We start from the raw sequence: 20,841 nt of genomic DNA on the forward strand, positions 1-20,841 counted from the left end.
AAACAGCCCGACCTTAGCGTCGGGCTTTTTTTAGGCTATGTACCCGTTAACTGTTGAAGGGGTCGCCCAACGGCCTCTTGCAGGCAAAACTCGGGCTGAATACGCTTTGCATACCGCTCTAGCATGCGTCGCCAACCCAAGTAATTGACGAGATACTTGGTCGCCACACCATGGAAACGCACCATCCATCGCTTTAGCCGGCTGTGATAGGCATTTACGTTTTGGATGTGGAAAGCTGCCTCTTGGACGCGCAGTCCAGGCCTGGCATACACCACCTTGTGCGTGATCCCGCTGGTGCGCGCAAATGCTGCATAGACTGCCGCGCCATCGGTACAAAGCACCGACTTTTTATCCATTAACGGCTCAAGAACGGCGCTCACATGCGCCGCGTCGAGTTTTTTTAGCTGGAAATCCGCAGTATGCCCCGCACGGTCGCGCACGACCAAAACGGGTATCTGATCCGGGCCAGTGCCGCGTGTCTTGCCCACGCCACCCCGCTTGCGTGGTGGGCGCGGCAACTCGCGCTGACCTTTGAATGACTCGAGAAAAAAGGTTTCATCCGCCTCGACAATGCCACTTTCACGCGCATCGCGATGGTCGGCGGAGTCACGCAGAAAACGATGCCGCCATCGGAATGAGGTGCTCTTGCTGACACAGCAGTATCGGGCCGCCTCTCTCACGGTAGATCCCGCAATTAGGGCCTGGGCATAATCCAGCCAGCAGTCTTTTTTGCGCAGACGCGCCAATGGTGTTCCGGTCAAGGCATTGCATGTGTGCCGGCATACTCGGCAGCGGTAGCGCTGCAGGCCGCCACTGCGGCCCCATGAGGCCAGTTGCGCGGCGTCAGCGGCACAGTGCGGGCAGGCTTTCAGATCAGGAATGACTTCTTCAAGGCCATCTCGCAGCACGTTGATCTGGAGAAAGTGCTGAACGATGGATTTCTGTTTGATCGTGAGCAGATCAAGCCGAACCAGCAGGTGTTGAAAGGATTGGGCATCCATAACGGTACTCCTTGATGAGCACGCGTCTTGAGTTTAGACCTTGCAACAGTTAACGGGTACAGAGCCTTAGTTAACGTTGCCTTGTGCATGCTGTTGGCGAGTTTTTATGCGGGTTGCGAATGGTTTCTAATTGCACTGATTTGGGTGGCTACAGCGCTTAAATTGCTGTGTTGAATTGACGCACCTACAGGAAGAATTTGTTTTAGAATGTGTGCTGTGTCTAAAAAAGCTTGCATTTTTTTGACGCCTTAAAATTGGCACTGGACGCCTGCATTCTATCAAGCCACCTTGGTCACTTTCGGCGCATGAGTACTTCGAGCGATATTTCCAGTTTGTTCAAGCTGTTTGGTCGGCGTGCAAGCCAGTATCAAGAAATTGCTGAGGCAGATGCCGGCAGTGCTTCGCTGGAGAGCTGGCCCGGAATAGCCAAGGCCGAAGTGCCGCCGCCACCCGCTGCCCGTGACGGTCTTTTTAGTCGTGCGCAAGTGGCTGCCAGCGGTGCGCTACCTCAGGTTGCACCTGCTCCTGCGCCGGAACCTGTGCCCGCGCCGCAGCCTGCTGCGCTAGAACGACTGGTCTTGCCGGCGCTGGCTGCCGAGCTGAGTGAGCCCTTTGCCGGTGGTGCGCTGAGCTTGCGCAGCATGTTAGGCAAATTGGCGCAGGCTGAGGATGAGGCGCCTGCGCTGAATGCTGCACGGCCGCGGGCGCAACTCGCCAATATCAAAATTATTGCGGTGGTTTCGGCTAAAGGTGGCGTGGGTAAAAGCACCATCTCGGCCAACTTTGCCGTAGCCCTGCAGCGCGAAGGGCACGCCGTGCTGGCGGTCGATCTAGATCCGCAAAATGCACTGCACCATTATCTTGGCGTCGAGCCGGAGCCTGGCAATGTGCTGCTCACTGCCGGCATCGCCCAGCCGGTTGTGGCTGGACAGTCGTGGCAAGACATCTGCCAGCCGAGCCCGGTTGACGTGCACCTGTTGCCCTTTGGCGCGGTTGACGAAAAACGCCGGCGCATTTTTGAGGGGCAGTTGGATCAAGATCCCGATTGGCTGGCGCGGCAATTGGCCGGCTTGGAGCTGGCCGATGGCGCGTTGGTGATTCTGGATACGCCGCCCGGCCCTTCGGTATACCTGCAGCAGGTGTTGTCGGTGGCCAATTTGGTCTTGGTGGTCAGTCTTTCTGATGCGGCCTCCTATAACACGCTGCCGATGATCGACAGCCTGATCAAAACCTATGCCGGTGAGCGTCCGGAGTTTCTGGGAGTGGGTTATCTGATCAATCAGGTGGATCGCTCGCGACAACTGAACAAAGACATCACCCAGATCATGCGCAATGCGCTGGGCGACAAGGTGATTGGTTTGATCCATCGCGATCAGTCAATCTCTGAGGCTTTGGCCTACAACCAAAGCGTGCTTGACTACGACCCTCGCGGCCAGGGCGCGCATGACATCTTGGCTTGCGCGCACGCGGTAATAGCTCGGCTGAAAATACGCGCTGAGCCTCAGGCGTGACCCTGCTGGCAAGGATGCGTGATGGCGTAGCTGTATCTGTCCTTCGGCAGTCACCGCTGGTCGGTTGGTTGGCACGGGTAGTGCCGATGGTTTTGGCCGGCTCGTTGATGGCCATGGTCGTGGCGGCGCCGTTGGACCTGCACCAACAGTTGTTGTTTTCGGCGGTTTGCCTGGCGGCGACTCTGGTGCTGCGGCGCAAAGCCGGGCGCTTGGCAATTTTGGCGATGGTGGTGTTGTCGGTCATCGCCTCCACGCGCTACATGTACTGGCGCTTGACCTCCTCTCTGGGGTTTGAGGGTTGGGTCGACATGATGTTTGGCTATGGCTTGGTGTTGGCTGAGTTTTACGCTTTGCTGGTACTGCTGCTGGGGTATTTGCAGACCTCATGGCCGCTGGAGCGCAAACCCGCCGCGTTGCCGCAAGACAATCGAACCTGGCCCAGCGTGGATGTGTTTATCCCGACTTATAACGAGAGTCTGGATATCGTCAAACTGACCGCTTTTGCCGCCCAGGCGATTGATTGGCCAAAAGACAAACTCAACGTCTATGTGCTGGATGATGGCCGGCGCGAGGTGTTTCGTAGTTTTTGTGAAGATGCCGGGATTGGTTATATCGTTCGCCCGCATAACAACCACGCCAAAGCCGGCAACCTCAACTGGGCGCTAAAGCACACCAATGGCGAGTTCGTGGCGATCTTCGATGCCGATCACGTGCCGACCCGGTCCTTTTTGCAGGTGGGCATGGGCTGGTTTATTAAAGATCCCAAGCTGGCAATGCTGCAGACCCCGCACTTTTTCTTCTCGCCCGATCCGTTCGAAAAAAACCTCAATACCTTCCGCGTTGTACCGGGTGAGAACGAGCTGTTTTACGGCCTGGTGCAGGACGGCAATGACCTCTGGAACGCCACTTTTTTTTGCGGCTCTTGCGCGATTCTGCGCCGTGGGCCGCTGGAGGAAGTGGGCGGCGTGGCCGTTGAAACGGTGACGGAAGATGCGCATACCGCGTTAAAGCTCAACCGGCTTGGCTATAACACCGCTTATATCGCTATTCCCCAGGCCGCCGGCTTGGCGACCGAAAGTTTGTCCGGGCACATCGGTCAGCGAATTCGCTGGGCGCGTGGCATGGCGCAGATCTTCCGTACCGATAATCCCTTGCTCGGCAAAGGCTTGGGTTTTGGTCAACGGCTGTGCTACCTGAACGCCATGCTGCACTTCTTTTATGGCTTGCCCCGCTTGGTGTTTTTGACCGCGCCCCTGGCCTATCTGTTTTTTGGCGCGCAGGTTTTTCAGGCGTCGGCGTTGATGATTCTCGCCTATGCAATGCCGCACATTTTCCAGGCCAGCGTGACCAACTCAACGATGCAGGGGCGCTTTCGCCACTCGTTCTGGAACGAGGTCTACGAGTCGGTGCTGGCGTGGTACATCATGCGCCCGGTGCTGTTGGCGCTGGTTAACCCCAAGTTGGGTACCTTCAACGTAACCGCCAAGGGCGGCGTCATCGATAAGAGCTATTTCGACTGGGCGATGGCGCGGCCTTACATAGTCGTCCTTGGCCTGAACTTGCTCGGTGTGGTGGTGGGCCTGGGCAAGATGGTTTTCGACGACAGCGCCAGTAACGCCACCCTGGCGATCAATCTGTGCTGGACGCTGTACAACATCATTATGAGCGCCGCCGCCGTGGCGGTAGCCGCTGAAGCGCGGCAGATTCGCGGTGAGCCGCGGGTGTTTGCCCAGTTGCCGGCGATGCTAGGTCTGGCCAACGGTAAAACCATCGTCTGCCGTACCAGTGATTTTTCCCAGAGCGGCGTCGGCATTAGCTTGCCCGCAGAGGTTGAAGTGCCGCAGGGCACGCAGTTACAGGTGTCGTTGTTTCGCGACGAGAACGAGAGTGTCTTCCCGGCCACCGTGGTGTTTAGTCGCGGCCAGTCGTTGGGCTTGAGCTTTGACGATCTGTCGCTGCAGCAGCAAAGCGAGTTAGTCCGTTTAACTTTTTCGCGGGCCGATATGTGGGCCGCCGGCTGGGGTCAGGGGGTGGTCGATACACCGCTGGCGGCCTTGCGTGAAGTCTCGCTGGTTGGCCTGCGCGGCATTGTGTTGCTGTCCAAGGCAACGGCGGCCGAACTGCTGTTGCGCAGCCGATTTCTTTCCTTCTCAAAAAAAATAATATTGAGGCAGACATGAGTTTGAGTTACTCCCCCGCCAAGCCAAAAGCCTCGCTTGCCAAGCATGCATGGGTGTTTTTTTGCGCCGCTGTGCTGGCCGCTAACAGTGCCCTGGTTATGGCTGTCGAGGCTGTGGTTGAGCCGCCGGTAGCCGCGCCCGAGGTGGCTGCTGAGGGCGTTGCCGAGGCTGTTGTTGCGCCTATTGAGGGACGTACCGCCAGCTCTACGCTCAAGCAATTGGGCATGAATTATGTGATGAACCTGCGCGGCATCGAAGGCAGTGACAGCGTTAACTTCGATATTCGCGCCAATGAAGTGGTCACCAGTGCACGCCTGACGTTGGAGTACAGCTACTCACCGGCGTTGCTGCCGGACCTGTCGAATATCAACGTGCTGGTCAATGACGAGGTGGTGGCGAGCCTGGCATTACCCAAAGAAACGGCCGGCGTCCTGCAAAAGCAGGTAATAGAAATTCCGCCGCACCTGATTACCGAGTTCAACCGCCTGAGCTTGCAGCTGATCGGCCACTACACCATGCAATGCGAAGACCCTTTGCATTCCAGCCTGTGGGCAAAAATCAGCAATAGCAGTGTGCTGGAGATTCAAGTCACGCAGATTGCGCTGGCGGATGACCTGGCCATTTTGCCGCTGCCATTTTTTGATCGGCGTGACTCGAAGGCTTTGGAACTGCCCTTTGTCTTCGCCGGCACCCTGGATAACCGCGCGCTGGAAGCCGCCGGGATGATCTCCTCGTGGTTCGGTGCGCTGGCCAGCTATCGTGGCGCTAACTTCCCGGTGAGCCAGAACCAGTTGCCGGCTACTGGCAATGCCATTGTGTTCTTACGCGGCACCGACCCCAGTGTCCTGGCTGGTTTGCAATTGCCGGCGATTAGTGGGCCGACCCTGTTGATGGTCGCCAACCCCAATGATCAGTACGGCAAGTTATTGCTGGTGGCTGGGCGTGATGATGCCGAGATCAAGCTGGCAGCCTTGGCCCTGGTGACGGGCAGTAAAACCCTGTCGGGGGCGCGGGTGACGGTTGATCGCTTCGACACCCTGCAAGCGCGCAAACCTTACGATGCGCCGAACTGGTTACCCAGTGACCGCCCGGTAAAGCTCGGCGAACTGGCCACGGCCAAACAGTTGAATGTCTCGGGTTATAACCCTGGCACCATCACCATTCCGCTGCGGATTGCCCCTGATTTGTTCAGCTGGCGCGAAGCCGGCATGCCGTTGACACTTAAATACCGCTACACCCCGCAACCGATATCGACTAACTCATCGCTGCTGATCAGCATGAATGACAAGTTTATAAAGTCCACAAACTTGCCATCCATAGAGCATATGGGCGCCGGTGAGAGCTTGCTGGCGGCACTGGCAAAAGACGACAGTCTGGTGCAAGAGTTGCAGCTGCGCTTGCCGGTCGATGCCTTCCCGCCAGAGTCGCGCTTGCAGTTTCGCTATATGTACGACTACATAAAGCAGGGCGATTGCCGCGACATCATCATCGATAACATGCGCGGCGCCATCGAACCTGACTCCACCATTGATCTGAGTGGTTACGATCACTTTATTGCCCTGCCTGATCTTGGCGTGTTTAGAAACAGTGGTTTCCCCTTTACCCGCTTGGCCGACCTGGCGGAAACCGCGGTGATCATGCCGGACAACCTCGGCCCGGCGGAAGTGACCGCCTACCTGGCGGTAATGGGCCGCTTTGGCGAATCAACCGGCTACCCCGCGACTGCGGTAACAGTGGCCGCGGCCGCGCAAGTGGCCGACCTGGAAGATAAAGACCTGTTGGTGTTTGCCTCGGGTGCCAACCAACCCTTGCTTAAAGAGTGGGCGGATTATTTGCCGGCCGGGATTGACGGCCAGCTGCACCGGTTCGAACTGTCTGATTTGTTGTTTAGGTTGCGCAGCTGGATCGACTCCGACGCCAGCGTCAATGTGCGACAAGCGCGCAGTAATTTGGCCTTTAGTGGCAGCGGCGATATTACCTATCTGACCGGTTTTGAGTCGCCCCAGGAAAGTGAACGCAGCGTCGTCGTGATCGCCAGCGGCAGGCCTGAAGGCTTGGCCGATGCCACTGCCGCGCTGGTTGGCGGGGATGCTTACGATCAGCCGATTCAAGGCAGTTTGGCCGTGGTGCGCGGCAAAAAAATCAGCGCCTTGGTGGCTGAGCAAGACTACTACGTCGGCAGCCTTGGCCTGTTTAAGTACATTCAGTGGATGTTGTCGCGCCACCTCTGGTTGCTGCTGTTGGTCACCGGACTTGGTTGTCTGTTGGTGACGGGCTTGCTCTATGCGGGCTTGCGTGCGCGGGCCAAGCAACGGTTGGGCGATTGAACCGGATGCGCATGATGAAGGCATCTGCCAGGCTGGTTTCGCCCTTAGTGGCTGGCTTGCGCAAGCTGCCGCGCGGCGCCCTGTTGGCGGCTGGGTTGACGCTTGGCGTTGGCTTGCCGGTGCAGGCGCAGACCTGCGCCGCGCCGCAGTGGCCGGCCTGGCAGACCTTTAGTGAGCGCTTCGTGCAGGCCGATGGGCGGGTTATCGAGTCCAGCCTGGAGGCCAATCACAGCACCTCCGAGGGGCAAGCCTACGCGCTGTTTTTCGCCTTGGTGGCCAACGATCAAGCCCGCTTCGAACAGATCTGGCGCTGGAGCGTGGCTAATCTGTCTGCCGGCGATCCTGCCACTAAGCTTCCCGCCTGGCTGTGGGGGCAGGGCAAAGACGGGCTTTGGCGCGTGCAAGACCAAAACTCGGCGTCTGATGCCGATCTGTGGTTTGTCTACGCCTTGCTGGAGGCCGCGCGGCTCTGGCAGCGCGCCGATTATCAAGCGGATGCCGAGCGCTTACTGGCCAATATCGAGGCCCATGAAGTGGTGACGCTGCCAGGATTGGGGGCGATGTTATTGCCGGGGGCGGTGAGCTTTGCCCAGCCCGATCATCTTTGGCGGCTCAACCCAAGTTACTTACCGCTACCGCTATTGCGTCGTTTGGCCAAGCAACATCCGGCGGGGCCTTGGGCGCATGTGGCGAAGAATACGGCGAGCTTGCTTAAGCAGGCGGCGCCCAAGGGGCTGATCGCCGATTGGGTCGGTTATCGCGGCACCTCGGCCAGCAGTGGCATCTTTGTCAGCGACCCGTTCAAGGGCGAGACCGGCAGTTACGACGCTATCCGGGTTTACCTCTGGGCCGGCATGACCGCAGCCACCGATCCGCTGGCCAAGTCGCTGCTGGCCAGCCTGGATGGCATGGCGCAGGCAACTGGCGTCAGCGGCACGCCGCCGGAACGGGTCAAGGTGCTGAGCGGCGCCACCGAGGGCAGTGGGCCTTTTGGTTTCTCCGCCGCCTTGATTCCCTATTTTCACGCCCAAGGCCAACCCTGGCTGGCCGAGATTCAGCAGCGTAAAGCCGAGCAGGGCTTGGCGGCGGCGTTGGCGCGCGGTAAGACGCTGCGCCCGGCACAGTATTACTACGACTATGCGCTCAGCTTGTTCGGCCTCGGCTGGGCGGAGCAGCGTTACCGCTTTCGCGACGACGGAAGCGTAAAACTATCTTGGGAGACCGCATGTTCCGCCACCACACCCTAGCCATTGGGCTATTGGCTGCGCTGATCCATAACGCCAGTCTGGCGGCATCCGACGACCCACGGGTGCTATTGCTGCAGCAGGGACATTTTTGGCAGGCCGAAGACAAGCCGGTGCGTGCCGCTGAAGTGTGGAAGAAGCTGCTGCAGATTGAACCGCTGCAAGCCGACGCCTTGTACGGCTTGGGCGCGATTGCACTGAAAGCGCAGCGGCCGGCAGAGGCGCAGGCGTATCTGACCCAGTTGCAAAGCATTCAGCCAGTGCCGCGCCAAGCCTTGCAGTTAGAGCAGGATATTGCCCTGACCAGCGCGGCCAACCAGCAGCTGCTCGAGCAAGCCCGGCGTTTCGCCGACGCCGAAGAACGCGACAAAGCCGTGCCGGTGTACCGCCAGATGTTTGCCGGGCGGCAACCGCAAGGGCTGATGGCCCGTGAGTTTTACAACACCCTGGCGTTTACTGATGCCGGCTGGAATGAAGCTCATGCCGGCCTGAAACGGTTGCTGCAAGAGCAACCAAAGGATTCGATTTTGGCCTTGTTTTTGGCCAAGCACCTGGCCCGCCGTGAGGGCACTCGCGCCGAAGGTATTCGCGCCTTGGCGCTGCTGTCCAAACGTGAAGAAATTGCCGGCGATGCCGATCAGAGTTGGCGCCTGGCATTAACCTGGATAGGCCCGCCGAATGCCACGCAAGCGCCCTTGTTTGAGCAGTTTCTGCGTGCCCACCCGGATGACGAGGAAATTCGTGAACTGCTGAAAAAAGGCCGCACCCAGCCCAAAGCAGTTGCGGCAACCTGGCAGCAAGACCCGGGTTTAGCCCGTGGCCTGAAAGCGCTGGAGGCGGGTGACCAGGCTACGGCTGAGCGCGAGTTGTCGGCCCGGTTAAAGGCCAGTCCGACTGACGCCGATGCGTTGGGCGGCCTCGGTGTTTTGCGCCAGCAACAGCATCGCCTGGAAGATGCCGAAGCCTTGCTGGTGCAAGCGGTTAAACAAAAAAATGGTCGACAGTGGCAGGCGGCTTTGCAGGATGTGCGTTATTGGTCGCTGCTTGAACGCGCCAACAAAGCCCAGGCACAAGGCAATAAGAGTCAGGCCGAGAACTTGGTCGCGGCCGCCGTTAAGTTGAACCCCAAGCTCCCCGCAGGCCGGGTGCTGTTGGCCGACATGCAGGCGCAAGCCGGCCAGTTGGCTGCCGCCGAGGCCGGCTATCGGCAGGTGCTGGCCAAGCAGCCGGGCAATGCCGATGCCCAGCGTGGGCTGATTAGCGTGCTAACCCAGGCGGGCAAAGGCAGCGAAGCGCTGAAGGTGGTGGATAAATTACCGCCCGCCGAGCAGCCCAAGGGCGCCGATATTGGGCGTTTGCGCGCCGCCGAGCTGTTGCAACAGGCCAAACTGGCTGAGCTGCGCGGCGATACTGCCGGCGCGCGTAAAGCGCTGGAAAGCGCCTTGCGCAATGATCCGAATGACGCCTGGACGCGTTTTGCCTTGGCGCGGATTTATCTAAAAGCCGGTGCCACCAAGGAGGCGCGCAGCCTGGTGGATGGCTTGCTGGTAACCCAGCCGAACCAGCCGGATGCGCTCTTTACCAGTGCCTTGTTGTCGGTTGAGCTGGGCGAGTGGCAGCGGGCGCAAGCGACCATCGCCCGGATCCCGGCTAAGGCCCGCACGGCCGACATGCAGAAGCTGGCCAAGGATATTGAGTTCAATGCGCAGCTGGCGGAAATCAGCGCGCTGGCCAAGCGCGGCCGGTTGCAGGAAGCCCGGGCATTGTTGGCGCGCATCGAGCATCTGGCCCAAGGCCAGCCGGAGCGTTTGGCCATTCTGGCGTCGGCCTATGTCGACGTCGGCGAGCCGGCTCGCGGCTTAACCCTGATGCGTCAATTACTGGCGCAAAGCCCGCGGCAGTCCCCGGAGTTGCTGCTGCAATACGCCGGGGTGTTGCTCAAGACCGATCAAGACCCTGAAGTCAGCGCCATTTTGCATGACCTGCAAGGGCAGCTGCTGAGCCCGGCGGCGCGGCGCCAGTACGACGACTTGCTGTTTCTCTATCGCGTGCGTCAGGCCGAGCGCCTGCGTGAAGGCGGAGACCTAGTAGCCGCCTACGACACCTTGGCACCGGCATTAGCCCAACGCCCGCAAGATAGCTTGGCGCTGGCGGCTTTGGCCCGTATGTACGCCGTCAGTGGCAACGCGCAAAAAGCCCTGGAGATTTATCAGCCATTGCTGCAGCGCGAACCGCAAAATGCCCAGTTACAGCTGGGCGCTGCCGACGTAGCGGCGCAGTTGGGTAAAGATGACTTGGCCGAGACCAGTCTCAGCAAGGCGCTGGCATTAGCCCCCCAAGACCGGCAAATACTCACCACCGCGGCGGGTATTTATCAGCGCTTGGGACAGAACGCCAAAGCTGCCGAATTGCTGACGCGGGTGGTGGCTCAGGAGCAGCGCGAACAGGCGCCGAGACTGGCTGCGCAAACATCACTCAGCGGCGGCGCGGCCAACCCGTTTGTTGGTTTACCTGGGCAGCGCCGCGATGCGCAATCAGTGGCCAGTAACGCGGCAATTCCACCGCCGGCGTCCAGCAGTCCAGCAGCCACCACGTTCGACAGCCAGCCCTGGCCGGTCGCCAATGTGGCAATACCGGCGGCGGTGCCGGTTGCGGCGCGCCCGATCGCTTATGCCGAGCGACCAACGGCTAGCACCTATGCGGCCGCTCCGACCTATGCCGTGGCACCAGTCGCCAGCAATGCCGCCGCTGCCCCGGCGTATGCCTGGCAAGCGCCGGCGGCTCAGCCGCAGCCGGTGGTTGCCAGCCGTGTGCTGAATCCTTTTGCGCCTGAAGCTGCGGCTCTCGCGCAGCCGACTGATCCGCGTCAGGGCATGAGCACTGCGGCCAAAGCGCTCGACGATATTCTGCAAGAACGCAGCGCTTTCGTGGCCCAAGGCTTGAGTGTGCGCAGTAACAACAGCGAGTCAGGGATGGGCAAGATCACTGACATCGAAGCGCCTTTCGAGGCCAATATCCCCGCCGGTGATAATCGTCTGGCTGTGCGGGTTACGCCGGTGTCGTTAAACGCCGGCAGTGTCGGCGATGAAGCAGCCTCACGGTTTGGCTCGGGCCCGGTGGCGTCGCTGGCCAATCCGGGCGCCTCGGTCGGCTCGCAAAAGGCCGAAGGCGTGGGCTTGGCCGTGGCGTTTGAAGACCCATCGGCGGGGCTCAAGGCGGACTTGGGCACCTCGCCCTTGGGCTTTCTCTACAGCACCGCCGTCGGTGGCGTCAGCCTTGAACGCACCTTTGCATCCAACAGTGAAGCCAGCTATGGCGTAAGCCTGTCCCGGCGTTCGGTGGTCGACAGCGTGCTGTCGTTTGCCGGTACCGAGGATAAGCGCACGGGCGAGCAGTGGGGCGGGGTTACGGCCAATGGCGGGCGCGCGCAAATCAGTCAGGACAATGGCGAGATCGGCTCCTATGCCTTCGGCTCGATGCACCGGCTGCTGGGCAATAATGTCGAGTCCAACAACCGTGGCGAGTTGGGCGGCGGCGTCTATTGGTACCTGCAAAATGACCCCGACAGCCATCTTACCGCCGGCCTGAGCATGACCGCGCTCAGCTACCAGGAGAACCTCGGTTACTACACCCTGGGGCATGGTGGTTATTTCAGTCCGCAGAGTTTCTTTGCCGTGGGCATCCCGGTGTCGTGGGCGCAGCGTGGGGATAAATTCAGCTACCGGCTCAAGGGTTCCCTGGGCGTGCAGCACATTAAGCAAGATGCGGCCGACTATTTCCCTGGCGATGCCGCCTTGCAAGCCGCCGCCAGCAGCGCCATTGGCGAGCCGGCGGAATATGACTCCGATAGCAGCACTGGGGTTGGTTACAGCCTGTCGGGGGCTGGCGAATACCAGTTCAACTCGAACCTGTTTGTCGGTGGCGAGTTAGGCATAGATAACGCTCAGGATTATCAGCAACTGAATGCCGGAATGTACCTGCGTTATATGTATGAGGACATGAGCCGGCCGCTGGATTTGCCGGTTAGTCCGTATCGCTCACCCTATTCAAACTTATCTAACTAAGGAGTTTCCTATGCCTGCTTCCGCACTCGCCGGTTTGACCCTTTTGGTGCTCGGCGAAAGCCACATGAGCCTGGCGGACCACTTGATGGAACCGCTGCACAATAGCCTGACCGCGCAGGGCGCCAAGGTGCATTCCATTGGGGCCTGTGGCGCCAGCGCCGCTGACTGGCTGCTGGTGAAAAAAGTTGATTGCGGCGCCGAGCGCACCGGCAGCGGCAAGATGGCCATCAAGGGCCGCGATGCCAGCACCACGCCGATCAAAACCTTGATCGCCGCCGACAAACCGGATCTGGTGGTGCTGGTGATTGGCGACACCATGGCTTCTTACGACAAGCCGGCATTCCCCAAAGCCTGGGCCTGGCAGAGCGTCACCAACTTGACCAAAGAGATCGCCGCCACCGGCACCAAGTGCGTCTGGGTTGGGCCGGCCTGGGGTAAAGAAGGCGGCATGTACAAGAAGAACGATCCCCGCACTCAGTTGATGTCGCAGTTCTTGGCGGCGAACGCGGCGCCTTGTGCCTATATCGACTCGCTGAAGATGTCCAAGCCTGGCCAGTGGGTCACCACCGACGGCCAGCATTTCACCGTTAAAGGCTATCAAGCCTGGGGCACGGGCATCACCGAGGCCATCAGCAAACTGCCGGCCGTCAGCCTGAGCAGCAAGGCGGCGAAAAAGTGAGAAGCCTTTTATTTGCCATTATTGGTTTAAGCGGCGCGCTGTCGGCGAATGCCGCAGACATCCCGTTGTACCCCACCGGGCCCAGTGAAGACGCGGCCTTTCTGCGCTTTGTGAATGCCGCTGACGGCAGCCTGGAGCTGGTTGCGGCCGGCTCCGAGGCGCATTTGCGCCTGGACGGCGCAACGCGGGTGTCGGACTACCTGACGGTGGGTTCGGACCAGCCGATCAAGGGCCAGTTGCTGCGCGCCGGCAAAAGTTACCCGCTGGACCTGAGCGTCAAGCCGGGTGAGTTTGCCACTGTGGTGGGCGTGCCAACGGCGGATAACGGCCTGCAGGTGCTGACCGTCAGCGAGCAACCGGATGACTTCAATGGCTTGAAGGTGTCGCTGGGCTTTTACAGCCTCGACGCCGCTTGTCGCGATGCCAGCGTGCTGGTCGCCGGGCGTGATGTTGAGCTGTTCAAGGCGGTGGCCAACGGCAGCGTGCAGCGTCGCTCGATCAATCCGGTGAAGCTGTCGGTGCAGTTGCGTTGCGCCGCTGGGCTAGTGGGTGAGCCATTGGTGTTCGACCAGTTCAAAGCCGGCGAGCGTTACAGCCTGTTCCTGGTGCCTTCGGCAACCGGTCCACGGCTGTTCCAGGCGCTGGATAACTTGGCCCGCTAACAGCGTTTGTAACTTACTGGCGACATTCCTAAAAGCACTGACGGCATCCCTATGGTTTTCGCATCCCTCGAGTTTCTTCTGCTGTTTTTGCCGGCCTTTCTGCTGCTCTATGCAGTGGCGCGGCCGGCATGGCGCAACCCAGTACTGTTAATTGGCAGTTGGTTCTTCTATGCCTGGTTGAGCCCGACCTTTTTGCTGCTGCATGTGGTCTTGACGGTTATCTCTTGGTTCGGCGGGCTGGCGATTGACCGTATTGCCGAGCAGTCCAGGGCGCGCGTGCGCTTACTGACCAGTTTGATCGTGCTCAACGTGGCAGTGCTGTGTTGGTACAAGTACGCCAACATAGTGGTGGCCAGCATCACGGAGCTGATGCTGCCACTGGGCATGTTGCCGCCTGGCTGGGAGAAGGTTGCGCTGCCGGCAGGGCTGTCGTTTATCGTGCTGCAGGCGATTTCTTATATGGTCGATGTGCACCGTCATACGGTGCCGGTCGAGCGCAGCTTTGTCGCCTATGCCACCTATTTGTCGATGTTCGGCCACTCGATTGCCGGGCCAATCATTCGCTACAGCTGGATCAGTGAGGAGCTGGCCCATCGTGGTATGAGCTGGCAGAACTTCTGTCTCGGCGCGCGACGTTTTATGATCGGCATGAGCATGAAAGTGCTGGTGGCCGACACGCTCTCGCCCTTGGTGGGGGTGGCTTTTGCCTTGCCCGAGCCGAGTTTTGTCGATGCCTGGATTGGCTGTTTGGCCTATTCGCTGCAATTATTTTTCGACTTTGCTGGCTACAGCGCCATGGCCATCGGCATTGGTCTGATGCTCGGCTTTCACTTTCCGGAAAACTTCAATCGCCCGTACTTGGCGCGCAGTATTCAAGACTTCTGGCGCCGCTGGCACCTGTCGCTGTCCAGTTGGATCCGCGATTACCTGTACATCCCGATGGGCGGCAATCGCGGCAGTGAGTGGTTGTCGTACCGCAACCTGTTTCTGACCATGGCGATTGCCGGGCTCTGGCATGGCGGCGACAGTTGGAACTACCTGCTCTGGGGCGCCGCCCACGGCGTGGCGTTGGGTGTGGCGCGGGCCTGGGAGCGGGCCGGGATGTTTACCCCGCCGGAGTTGTTATCCCATGCCATGACCCTGTTGTTCGTGGCTTTGGCCTGGACCTTGTTTCGCTCGGCGGATTTCGCCACGGCGCTGAATATGTACGCCGGCCAATTTGGCCTGCATGCTTTTGCCCTGGGTGATGCAATGGCCGCGACCCTGCGTCCGGCCCACGGGATTGGCGCGCTCTTGGGGGTGATCTGCGTGATTACGCCGCTGTATCAGCAACGTTGCGAAGCGCGCTATGGCACGACTAGGTTGTTTGCTGTGCTTGGCTCCCTCTGGCCCGTGCTTGGTTTTCTGCTGTCGTTCGCGTTGATCGCCAGCCGGGAAACCGTGCCCTTTCTGTATTTTCAATTCTGATGACTACTACTTCGCTGCCCTCGTCCCCGGCCCCTGTGCCACCTAGCGCCATCACCACCCGGCTGAGTCCGCTGGGGGGTGTGGTGCTGTTGCTGTTTCTTGTGGTCGGTTTGCTCTGTGCTGGCTGGGCGATGCTCAGCGGCAAAATCGACTTATTGCCGCCGAAGGTCAGTTGGGACGACATTCGCCATGGCGCCGTGACCCATAGAATCGCCAAGGAGCTGGCCGGCGTGCCCTTTGCCGAACAGGCGGCGCACCTTGAACGTGGCGCCAGCTGGCTGCTGATCGGCGATACCGGCAGCCGGGTGCGGCAAGGTTGTCCGGGTTGGTTGTTTCTGGTCGATGAATTGAAGCTACAACCCAACGCGGCGCGTAATGCTCAAGCACGGGCCGACAAGGTGACTGCGTTGCGCGAGCAACTGCGCCAGCGCGACATCGAGTTATTGCTGGTGCTGGTGCCAGACAAGAGCCGCATCGCCGCCAGCGAACTGTGTGGCGTGGCGCGTTCGGCGCAGTTTGCCCAACGCCTGACGCACTGGCGCGACAGCGTGCAGGCGCAAGGGCTGGCGGTGCTGGATTTGACTCCGGTGTTGCAGCCGCAAGGCCGTGACGCGTTCTTGCGCACCGACACCCATTGGAGTGAAGCCGGCGCTAACGCTGCGGCCATTGCCGTGGCGGCACGGATTGGCGAGCTGGGGATTAAGCCAACACCGGCGCAAAGCTTTGACCTGAGCGTATCAGAGCCCGAAGTTCGCCCCGGCGACCTGGTGCATCTAGCCGGTCTGGACTGGTTGCCGGCCAGTCTGCAACCGCCAGTTGAGCAGGTACGGCGCAGCAGTTTGACTGTGCGCGCCGCCGCCACGGAGGCGGTAGAGGAGGACGATTTATTCGGCGACAGCCAACTGCCGAACGTTGCGGTTATCGGCACCTCGTTCTCGCGCAACTCAAACTTTATGCCGTTCCTGGAGCGGGCCGTGGGTGCCAGTGTGGGTAATTTCGCTCTCGATGGCGGAGCTTTTTCCGGTGCCGCCAAGGCCTACTTCGACAGCTCGGCGTTTAAGCAAACGCCACCCAAGTTGATCGTGTGGGAGATTCCCGAGCGTGACCTGCAGGCACCCTATGTGGACGATATAGTGCTGCCGGCTAAGTAAGCCGACGTAGGGTGGGTTAGCCGCGCGGCGTAACCCACCGACCGGCCCGCAGGGACGGCTGCGGGGATGTCTGGCGACATCCATGGTGGGTTACGGCCTGCGGCCCCACCTTACACAAACAGCTTCTGGATCGCCGAGAAGTCCAGTTTGCCCTGGCCCTGTTTGAGCAACAGCCGATACAACTGCAGTGCCAGGGCGCCCATGGGCGTGCTGCTGGCGGTGCTTTGCGCGGCTTGCTGGGCCAGGCCCAAGTCTTTGGCCATCAGCTCGGCCATAAAACCGCCGCTGTACTCGCGGGACGCCGGTGCGGCGGGCATCACGCCGGGCCAGGGGTTGTATTTCTCCAGCGCCCAGTTGCCCCCCGAGCTCTGGCGCATGATCTCGGCCAATACCTTGGGCTCCAGGCCGTTGGCGACGCCCAGGGCCATGGCCTCGGCGGTGCCGATCATCAGCACGGCCAGCAGTTGGTTGTTGCAGACCTTGGCCACCTGCCCGGCGCCGTCCTCACCGGCATGGAGAATATTGCTGCCCATGGCCGCCAGAATCGGCCGCGCTTGCTCCAGGGTGGCCGCGTTGCCGCCGACCATAAAGGTCAGGGTGCCGGCGGCGGCGCCGGCGGTGCCGCCCGACACCGGCGCGTCGAGCATCGGCAAGCCGAGACTGGCGGCGGCTTGATGGACCTTACGCGCCGACTCCGGGGCTATGGTGGAACATTCGAGGATCAGGCTGCCGGCGGCGATCTGGCTGAGCAGGCCGGCATCGCCCAGGTACAGGCCTTCGACGTGCTGGCTGGCGGGCAGCATGCTGATGATTACCGTCGCACCGCTGACGGCATCGGCGGCGCTGCTGGCGGCGCGGGCGCCTTCAGCGGCCAGTTCCGCAACGGCGCTGGCGACCAGGTCGAAAACACTCAGCTGATGGCCGGCCTTGAGCAGGTTGCGGGCCATCGGCAGGCCCATATGGCCGAGACCGATAAAGGCGATTGTTGTCATTGTTGTTCTCCTTTTGGGGTTATGGGGAGTGGAGGAGTGGGGAGTGGGTGGACAGTGGGGAGTCGGAAATAGATTCGTAGGGCGGGTTAGCCGCGCAGCGGCGTAACCCGCCATTTGGCCCAATACGTTCCCCCAGCAATACCATCAAACATGGTGGGTTACGGCGTGCAAAAAATTCATCACAGGTCTATTTCTGCATGCGCCTAACCCACCCTACGAATCTACGAAATTACAAATCCGCCAGCGGGTGTTCGCCTTCCCAGGCAGGTTGGAAGTGCGCGTCGATTTCGGCGGGGGAAATCGTCGCCACGTCGGGCCAGTGCCAGTGCGGGGTTTGGTCTTTGTCGATCAGGCGGGCACGCACGCCTTCGGCGAACTCGGGGTGGCGGCAGCAGTTCAGGCTGATGGCGTATTCCATCTGAAACACCTGGGCCAGCGACAGGTACTTGGCGCGGCGGATTTGCTCCCAGACCAAATGCGCGGTCAGTGGGCAGCCGTTGCTCATGGTCCGAGCTGCACGGGCTAAGAGCGGGTCTTGGTCATCGAGCAGGCTACTGATGGCGTGCCAGGCGCTCGGCAGGTCGCTGACATCCAACAGGGCGTCGAGCTTGGTGCGGCGTGGCAGCCATTGCGCCGCTGGCTGTTGGGCTATGGCTTGCTGCTCCAGGGCCTTGAGCAAGCTGTTGAGTTGCAGTTCCGATTGCTCCTGCCAGTTGAGCTGCTGCAGGCCGGCGATTAGCTCATCCTGCTGCTCGTCGAGCAGCAGGCGATCGGCCAGGTCGAGGTCCAGTGAATCGCGGCCATTGATATGGGCGCCGGTCAGGCCGAGGAACAAACCCAGCTTGCCCGGCAGGCGGGTGAGAAACCAACTGCCGCCGACATCCGGGTACAGACCGATGCTGATTTCCGGCATGGCCAGGCGACTGGATGGCGTGACGATGCGCACCCCGGCGCCTTGCATCAGGCCCATGCCGCCGCCCATCACATAGCCGTGGGCCCAGCAAATCAGCGGCTTGGGATAGCGGTGAATCAGGTGGTCGAGACGGTACTCGTCGGCAAAAAAGCGTCGCGCCAAATCGGGTACTTGGCCCGGTTGTTCGCGGCAGGCCGTGACCAGATCGAGCACGTCACCGCCGGCGCAGAAGGCTTTCTCGCCATTGCCGCGCAGCACCACGCAGACGATGCTTGGGTCCGTGGCCCAGGCCGTGAGCTTGGCGCTCAGGGCCTCGATCATCGGCAGCGTCAGGGCGTTGAGACTGGCCGTGGCATCCAGGGTGGCGACGCCGATGTGGGCGCCGTGTTGGCAATGCCGTTCTTCGAATTGCACGTTCATGGTTGTTTCCAGCCTGTGGGGTTTTGGTGAATGGCTGCAGCGCCATCCATTTGCTGGGCAACGCTTCGCGGTTGCCCACCCTGCGAAATTTTGGGTTATTTGTTACGCCATTGCGGTTCGCGTTTCTCCAGAAAGGCATTCACGCCCTCGCGGGTATCGTCGGCATCAAACAGATCGACAAAGCTTTCGCGCTCGGCCGCCAGCCAGGTATTGGGTGCGCGTTCGCGGGCGCCCTGAATCAGCGGCTTAATGGTGCGCACCGCCACTGGACTTTGCTTGGCCACTTTGGCCGCCAGCAGCAGGGCATGGCCACGGGCCTCACCGTTGTCGACCACCTGCTCGACCAGGCCGATGCGCAAGGCCGTGTCGGCGTCCAGGCGTTCGCCACAGAGGATCATGCGTTTCGCCCAGCCCTCGCCAACCAACCAAGACAGCGCCTGGGTGCCGCCGGCGCAGGGCAGCAGCCCTACAGTGGCTTCTGGCAGGGCCAGCTGCGCATGGCGCTCGGCGATGCGGATATCGCAGGCCAGCGCGCATTCCAGCCCGCCACCCATGGCGTAGCCGTTGATGGCGGCAATCGACACGCCGCGAAAATCGCGCAGCGCCTCGAAGGCCTCGCCAAAACGGCGGGCCATTTCCCGGGCGCGGGCCTTGTCGCCATCGGCAAATAATTTCAGGTCGGCGCCGGCGCTAAAAAACTTAGCGCCCTGGCCGGTAAGCACCAAGGCGTAGATAGCGTCATCCCGATTTAGATGCTCTACAAGCTGCTTGAGGCCAATTAGCGAGTCGCGATCCCAGGTGTTGGCCGGCGGATTGTTGATGGTCACCAGCGCGGTGTGGCCGTGTTTTTCCACCGTCAGCTTGTGGGTCAGATCGAACGGGTGGCTTTGGTAGGCTTCTACTTGGTTGCTCATGGACTGCATCCTTTATCGCGCAAATAAACGGGTAGGGTGGGCTTTAGCCCACCGATCAGGCGCGCTGGTGGGCTAAAGCCCGCCCTACGAATTTAGAGTAGCTGTTCGAGCATGCCGTCTTGGGCCAGCAGCCGGCGGGCGATAATCACTCGCATGATTTCGTTGGTGCCTTCGAGTATCTGGTGCACGCGGCTGTCGCGCACCCAGCGCTCCAGCGGGTAATCATTCAAATAACCGTAGCCTCCGTGCAGTTGCAGGGCGTCGTTGCACAGCTCGAAACACTGGTCGGTGGCAAAGCGTTTGCCCATGGCGCAATACAGGCTGGCCTGCGGGTGTTTATGGTCGAGTTTGTGGGCGGCCAGTCGGACCATCTGCCGGCTGGCGGTGAGGGCGGTGAGCATGTCGGCCAGCTTGAATTGCAGCGCCTGGAACTCGGCCAGGGGCTTGCCGAATTGCTTGCGCTCCTCTACGTAACGCAGCGATTGCTCCAGCGCCGCTTGCGCCGCGCCCAGTGAGCAACTGGCGATATTCAGGCGGCCGCCATCCAGACCTTGCATGGCATAGACGAAGCCCTGACCTTCGGGACCGATGCGGTTGCCGGCCGGGATGCGCACATTGCTGAAGCTGATTGAGCGGGTCGGCTGGGCGCGCCAGCCCATTTTCAATTCGTTGCGACCGTAGCTGACGCCCTCGGCATCGGCTGGCACCAAAAAGCACGAGATGCCTTTGGCGCCGTCGCCGCCGGTGCGGGCCATGACGATCAGCACTTCGGTTGAGCCGGCCCCGGAGATAAAGCACTTGCTGCCATCCAGCACATAGTCGTCGCCGTCGCGTTTGGCCCGGGTGCGCAGGTTGGCGGCATCCGAGCCGGCATCCGGCTCGGTCAGGCAGTAGGAGGCCAGCAGTTCGCCGCTTGTCAGGCGTGGCAGCCAGGCATCTTTCAAGGCTTGGTCGCCGAAGCTGGCGAGCATCCACGAGGCCATGTTGTGGATGGTCAGAAACGCCGTGGTGGCCACGCAACCGGCCGACAACTGTTCGAAAATCAAGGAGGCGGACAGCCGCGAAAGCCCCAGGCCACCGTCTTCTTCCTTGATATACAGGGCCAGGTAGCCCTGCTCGGCGGCGCGGCGAATCACCTCCACCGGGAAGTGATGGTCACGGTCCCAGTCGGCCGCGTGCGGGGTCAGTTCATGGGCGGCAAAGGCCCGGGCGCTGTCCACCAGCAGGCGTTGTTCTTCGCTTAGGTCAAAATCCATGGGCTGTTACTCGATGAGTGGGAAGTGGGAAGTAGAGAGTGGGAAGTGGGTTGGATGCGC

The 20,841-nt window shown here is 60.8% G+C and carries 14 protein-coding genes; 9 read left to right on the forward strand and 5 right to left on the reverse strand.

From position 1 onward, the window contains the following. Positions 1-35: 35 nt before the first annotated feature. Complete coding sequence (locus Q8R10_RS13065; RefSeq protein WP_305654268.1) at positions 36-1,001, reverse strand: IS1595 family transposase; 966 nt, start codon at positions 999-1,001, stop codon at positions 36-38. Positions 1,002-1,306: 305 nt separating this feature from the next. On the opposite strand from Q8R10_RS13065, the gene bcsQ reads away from it, so the two are divergent. From bcsQ to Q8R10_RS13110, 9 genes are all read left to right on the forward strand, one after another. Then, positions 1,307-2,512 carry a cellulose biosynthesis protein BcsQ gene (gene bcsQ, locus Q8R10_RS13070; protein WP_305654269.1) on the forward strand — a complete coding sequence of 402 codons (1,206 nt, stop codon included), beginning with the start codon at positions 1,307-1,309 and terminating at the stop codon, positions 2,510-2,512. 86 nt (positions 2,513-2,598) lie between these two features. After that, positions 2,599-4,692, forward strand: coding sequence for a UDP-forming cellulose synthase catalytic subunit (bcsA, locus tag Q8R10_RS13075; RefSeq protein WP_305654373.1), 2,094 nt, complete (start codon positions 2,599-2,601; stop codon positions 4,690-4,692). Positions 4,693-4,790: 98 nt separating this feature from the next. Continuing rightward, the gene (bcsB, locus tag Q8R10_RS13080) at positions 4,791-7,019 is read left to right on the forward strand and encodes a cellulose biosynthesis cyclic di-GMP-binding regulatory protein BcsB (RefSeq protein ID WP_371133336.1); all 2,229 of its coding nucleotides are present in this window, start codon (positions 4,791-4,793) and stop codon (positions 7,017-7,019) included. A 14-nt stretch (positions 7,020-7,033) separates the two neighbouring features. Then, positions 7,034-8,266, forward strand: coding sequence for a cellulose synthase complex periplasmic endoglucanase BcsZ (bcsZ, locus tag Q8R10_RS13085; RefSeq protein ID WP_305654271.1), 1,233 nt, complete (start codon positions 7,034-7,036; stop codon positions 8,264-8,266). Continuing rightward, positions 8,245-12,327: a cellulose biosynthesis protein BcsC gene (locus tag Q8R10_RS13090; protein WP_305654272.1), complete on the forward strand. Its 4,083-nt coding sequence runs from the start codon at positions 8,245-8,247 to the stop codon at positions 12,325-12,327. The genes bcsZ and Q8R10_RS13090 overlap by 22 nt, the downstream gene beginning before the upstream one ends. A gap of 10 nt (positions 12,328-12,337) precedes the next feature. After that, the gene (locus Q8R10_RS13095) at positions 12,338-13,006 is read left to right on the forward strand and encodes an SGNH/GDSL hydrolase family protein (RefSeq protein WP_305654273.1); all 669 of its coding nucleotides are present in this window, start codon (positions 12,338-12,340) and stop codon (positions 13,004-13,006) included. Further along, positions 13,003-13,668 (forward strand): cell division protein FtsQ, encoded by a 666-nt coding sequence (locus Q8R10_RS13100; RefSeq protein WP_305654274.1) that lies wholly within the window; start codon positions 13,003-13,005, stop codon positions 13,666-13,668. Before Q8R10_RS13095 ends, Q8R10_RS13100 begins: the two co-directional genes overlap by 4 nt. A gap of 51 nt (positions 13,669-13,719) precedes the next feature. Next, positions 13,720-15,135: an MBOAT family protein gene (locus Q8R10_RS13105; protein WP_305654275.1), complete on the forward strand. Its 1,416-nt coding sequence runs from the start codon at positions 13,720-13,722 to the stop codon at positions 15,133-15,135. After that, positions 15,135-16,286 (forward strand): cell division protein FtsQ, encoded by a 1,152-nt coding sequence (locus Q8R10_RS13110; protein ID WP_305654276.1) that lies wholly within the window; start codon positions 15,135-15,137, stop codon positions 16,284-16,286. Before Q8R10_RS13105 ends, Q8R10_RS13110 begins: the two co-directional genes overlap by 1 nt. Positions 16,287-16,396: 110 nt before the next feature. Here the strand turns inward: Q8R10_RS13110 and mmsB are convergent, their stop codons facing one another. The 4 genes from mmsB to Q8R10_RS13130 all read right to left on the reverse strand — a co-directional run bounded on the left by mmsB (position 16,397) and on the right by Q8R10_RS13130 (position 20,781). Continuing rightward, positions 16,397-17,278, reverse strand: coding sequence for a 3-hydroxyisobutyrate dehydrogenase (gene mmsB, locus Q8R10_RS13115; protein ID WP_305654277.1), 882 nt, complete (start codon positions 17,276-17,278; stop codon positions 16,397-16,399). A 229-nt stretch (positions 17,279-17,507) separates the two neighbouring features. Beyond that, positions 17,508-18,611 (reverse strand): enoyl-CoA hydratase/isomerase family protein, encoded by a 1,104-nt coding sequence (locus tag Q8R10_RS13120; RefSeq protein WP_305654278.1) that lies wholly within the window; start codon positions 18,609-18,611, stop codon positions 17,508-17,510. Between the two features lie 95 nt (positions 18,612-18,706). After that, positions 18,707-19,525 carry an enoyl-CoA hydratase gene (locus tag Q8R10_RS13125; RefSeq protein WP_305654279.1) on the reverse strand — a complete coding sequence of 273 codons (819 nt, stop codon included), beginning with the start codon at positions 19,523-19,525 and terminating at the stop codon, positions 18,707-18,709. 92 nt (positions 19,526-19,617) lie between these two features. Then, a complete protein-coding gene (locus tag Q8R10_RS13130) occupies positions 19,618-20,781 on the reverse strand; it encodes an isobutyryl-CoA dehydrogenase (protein WP_305654280.1) in 1,164 nt (387 codons plus the stop codon). Positions 20,782-20,841 lie beyond the last annotated feature (60 nt).

This window comes from Pseudomonas sp. (assembly GCF_030698175.1).
Lineage (GTDB): Bacteria > Pseudomonadota > Gammaproteobacteria > Pseudomonadales > Pseudomonadaceae > Aquipseudomonas.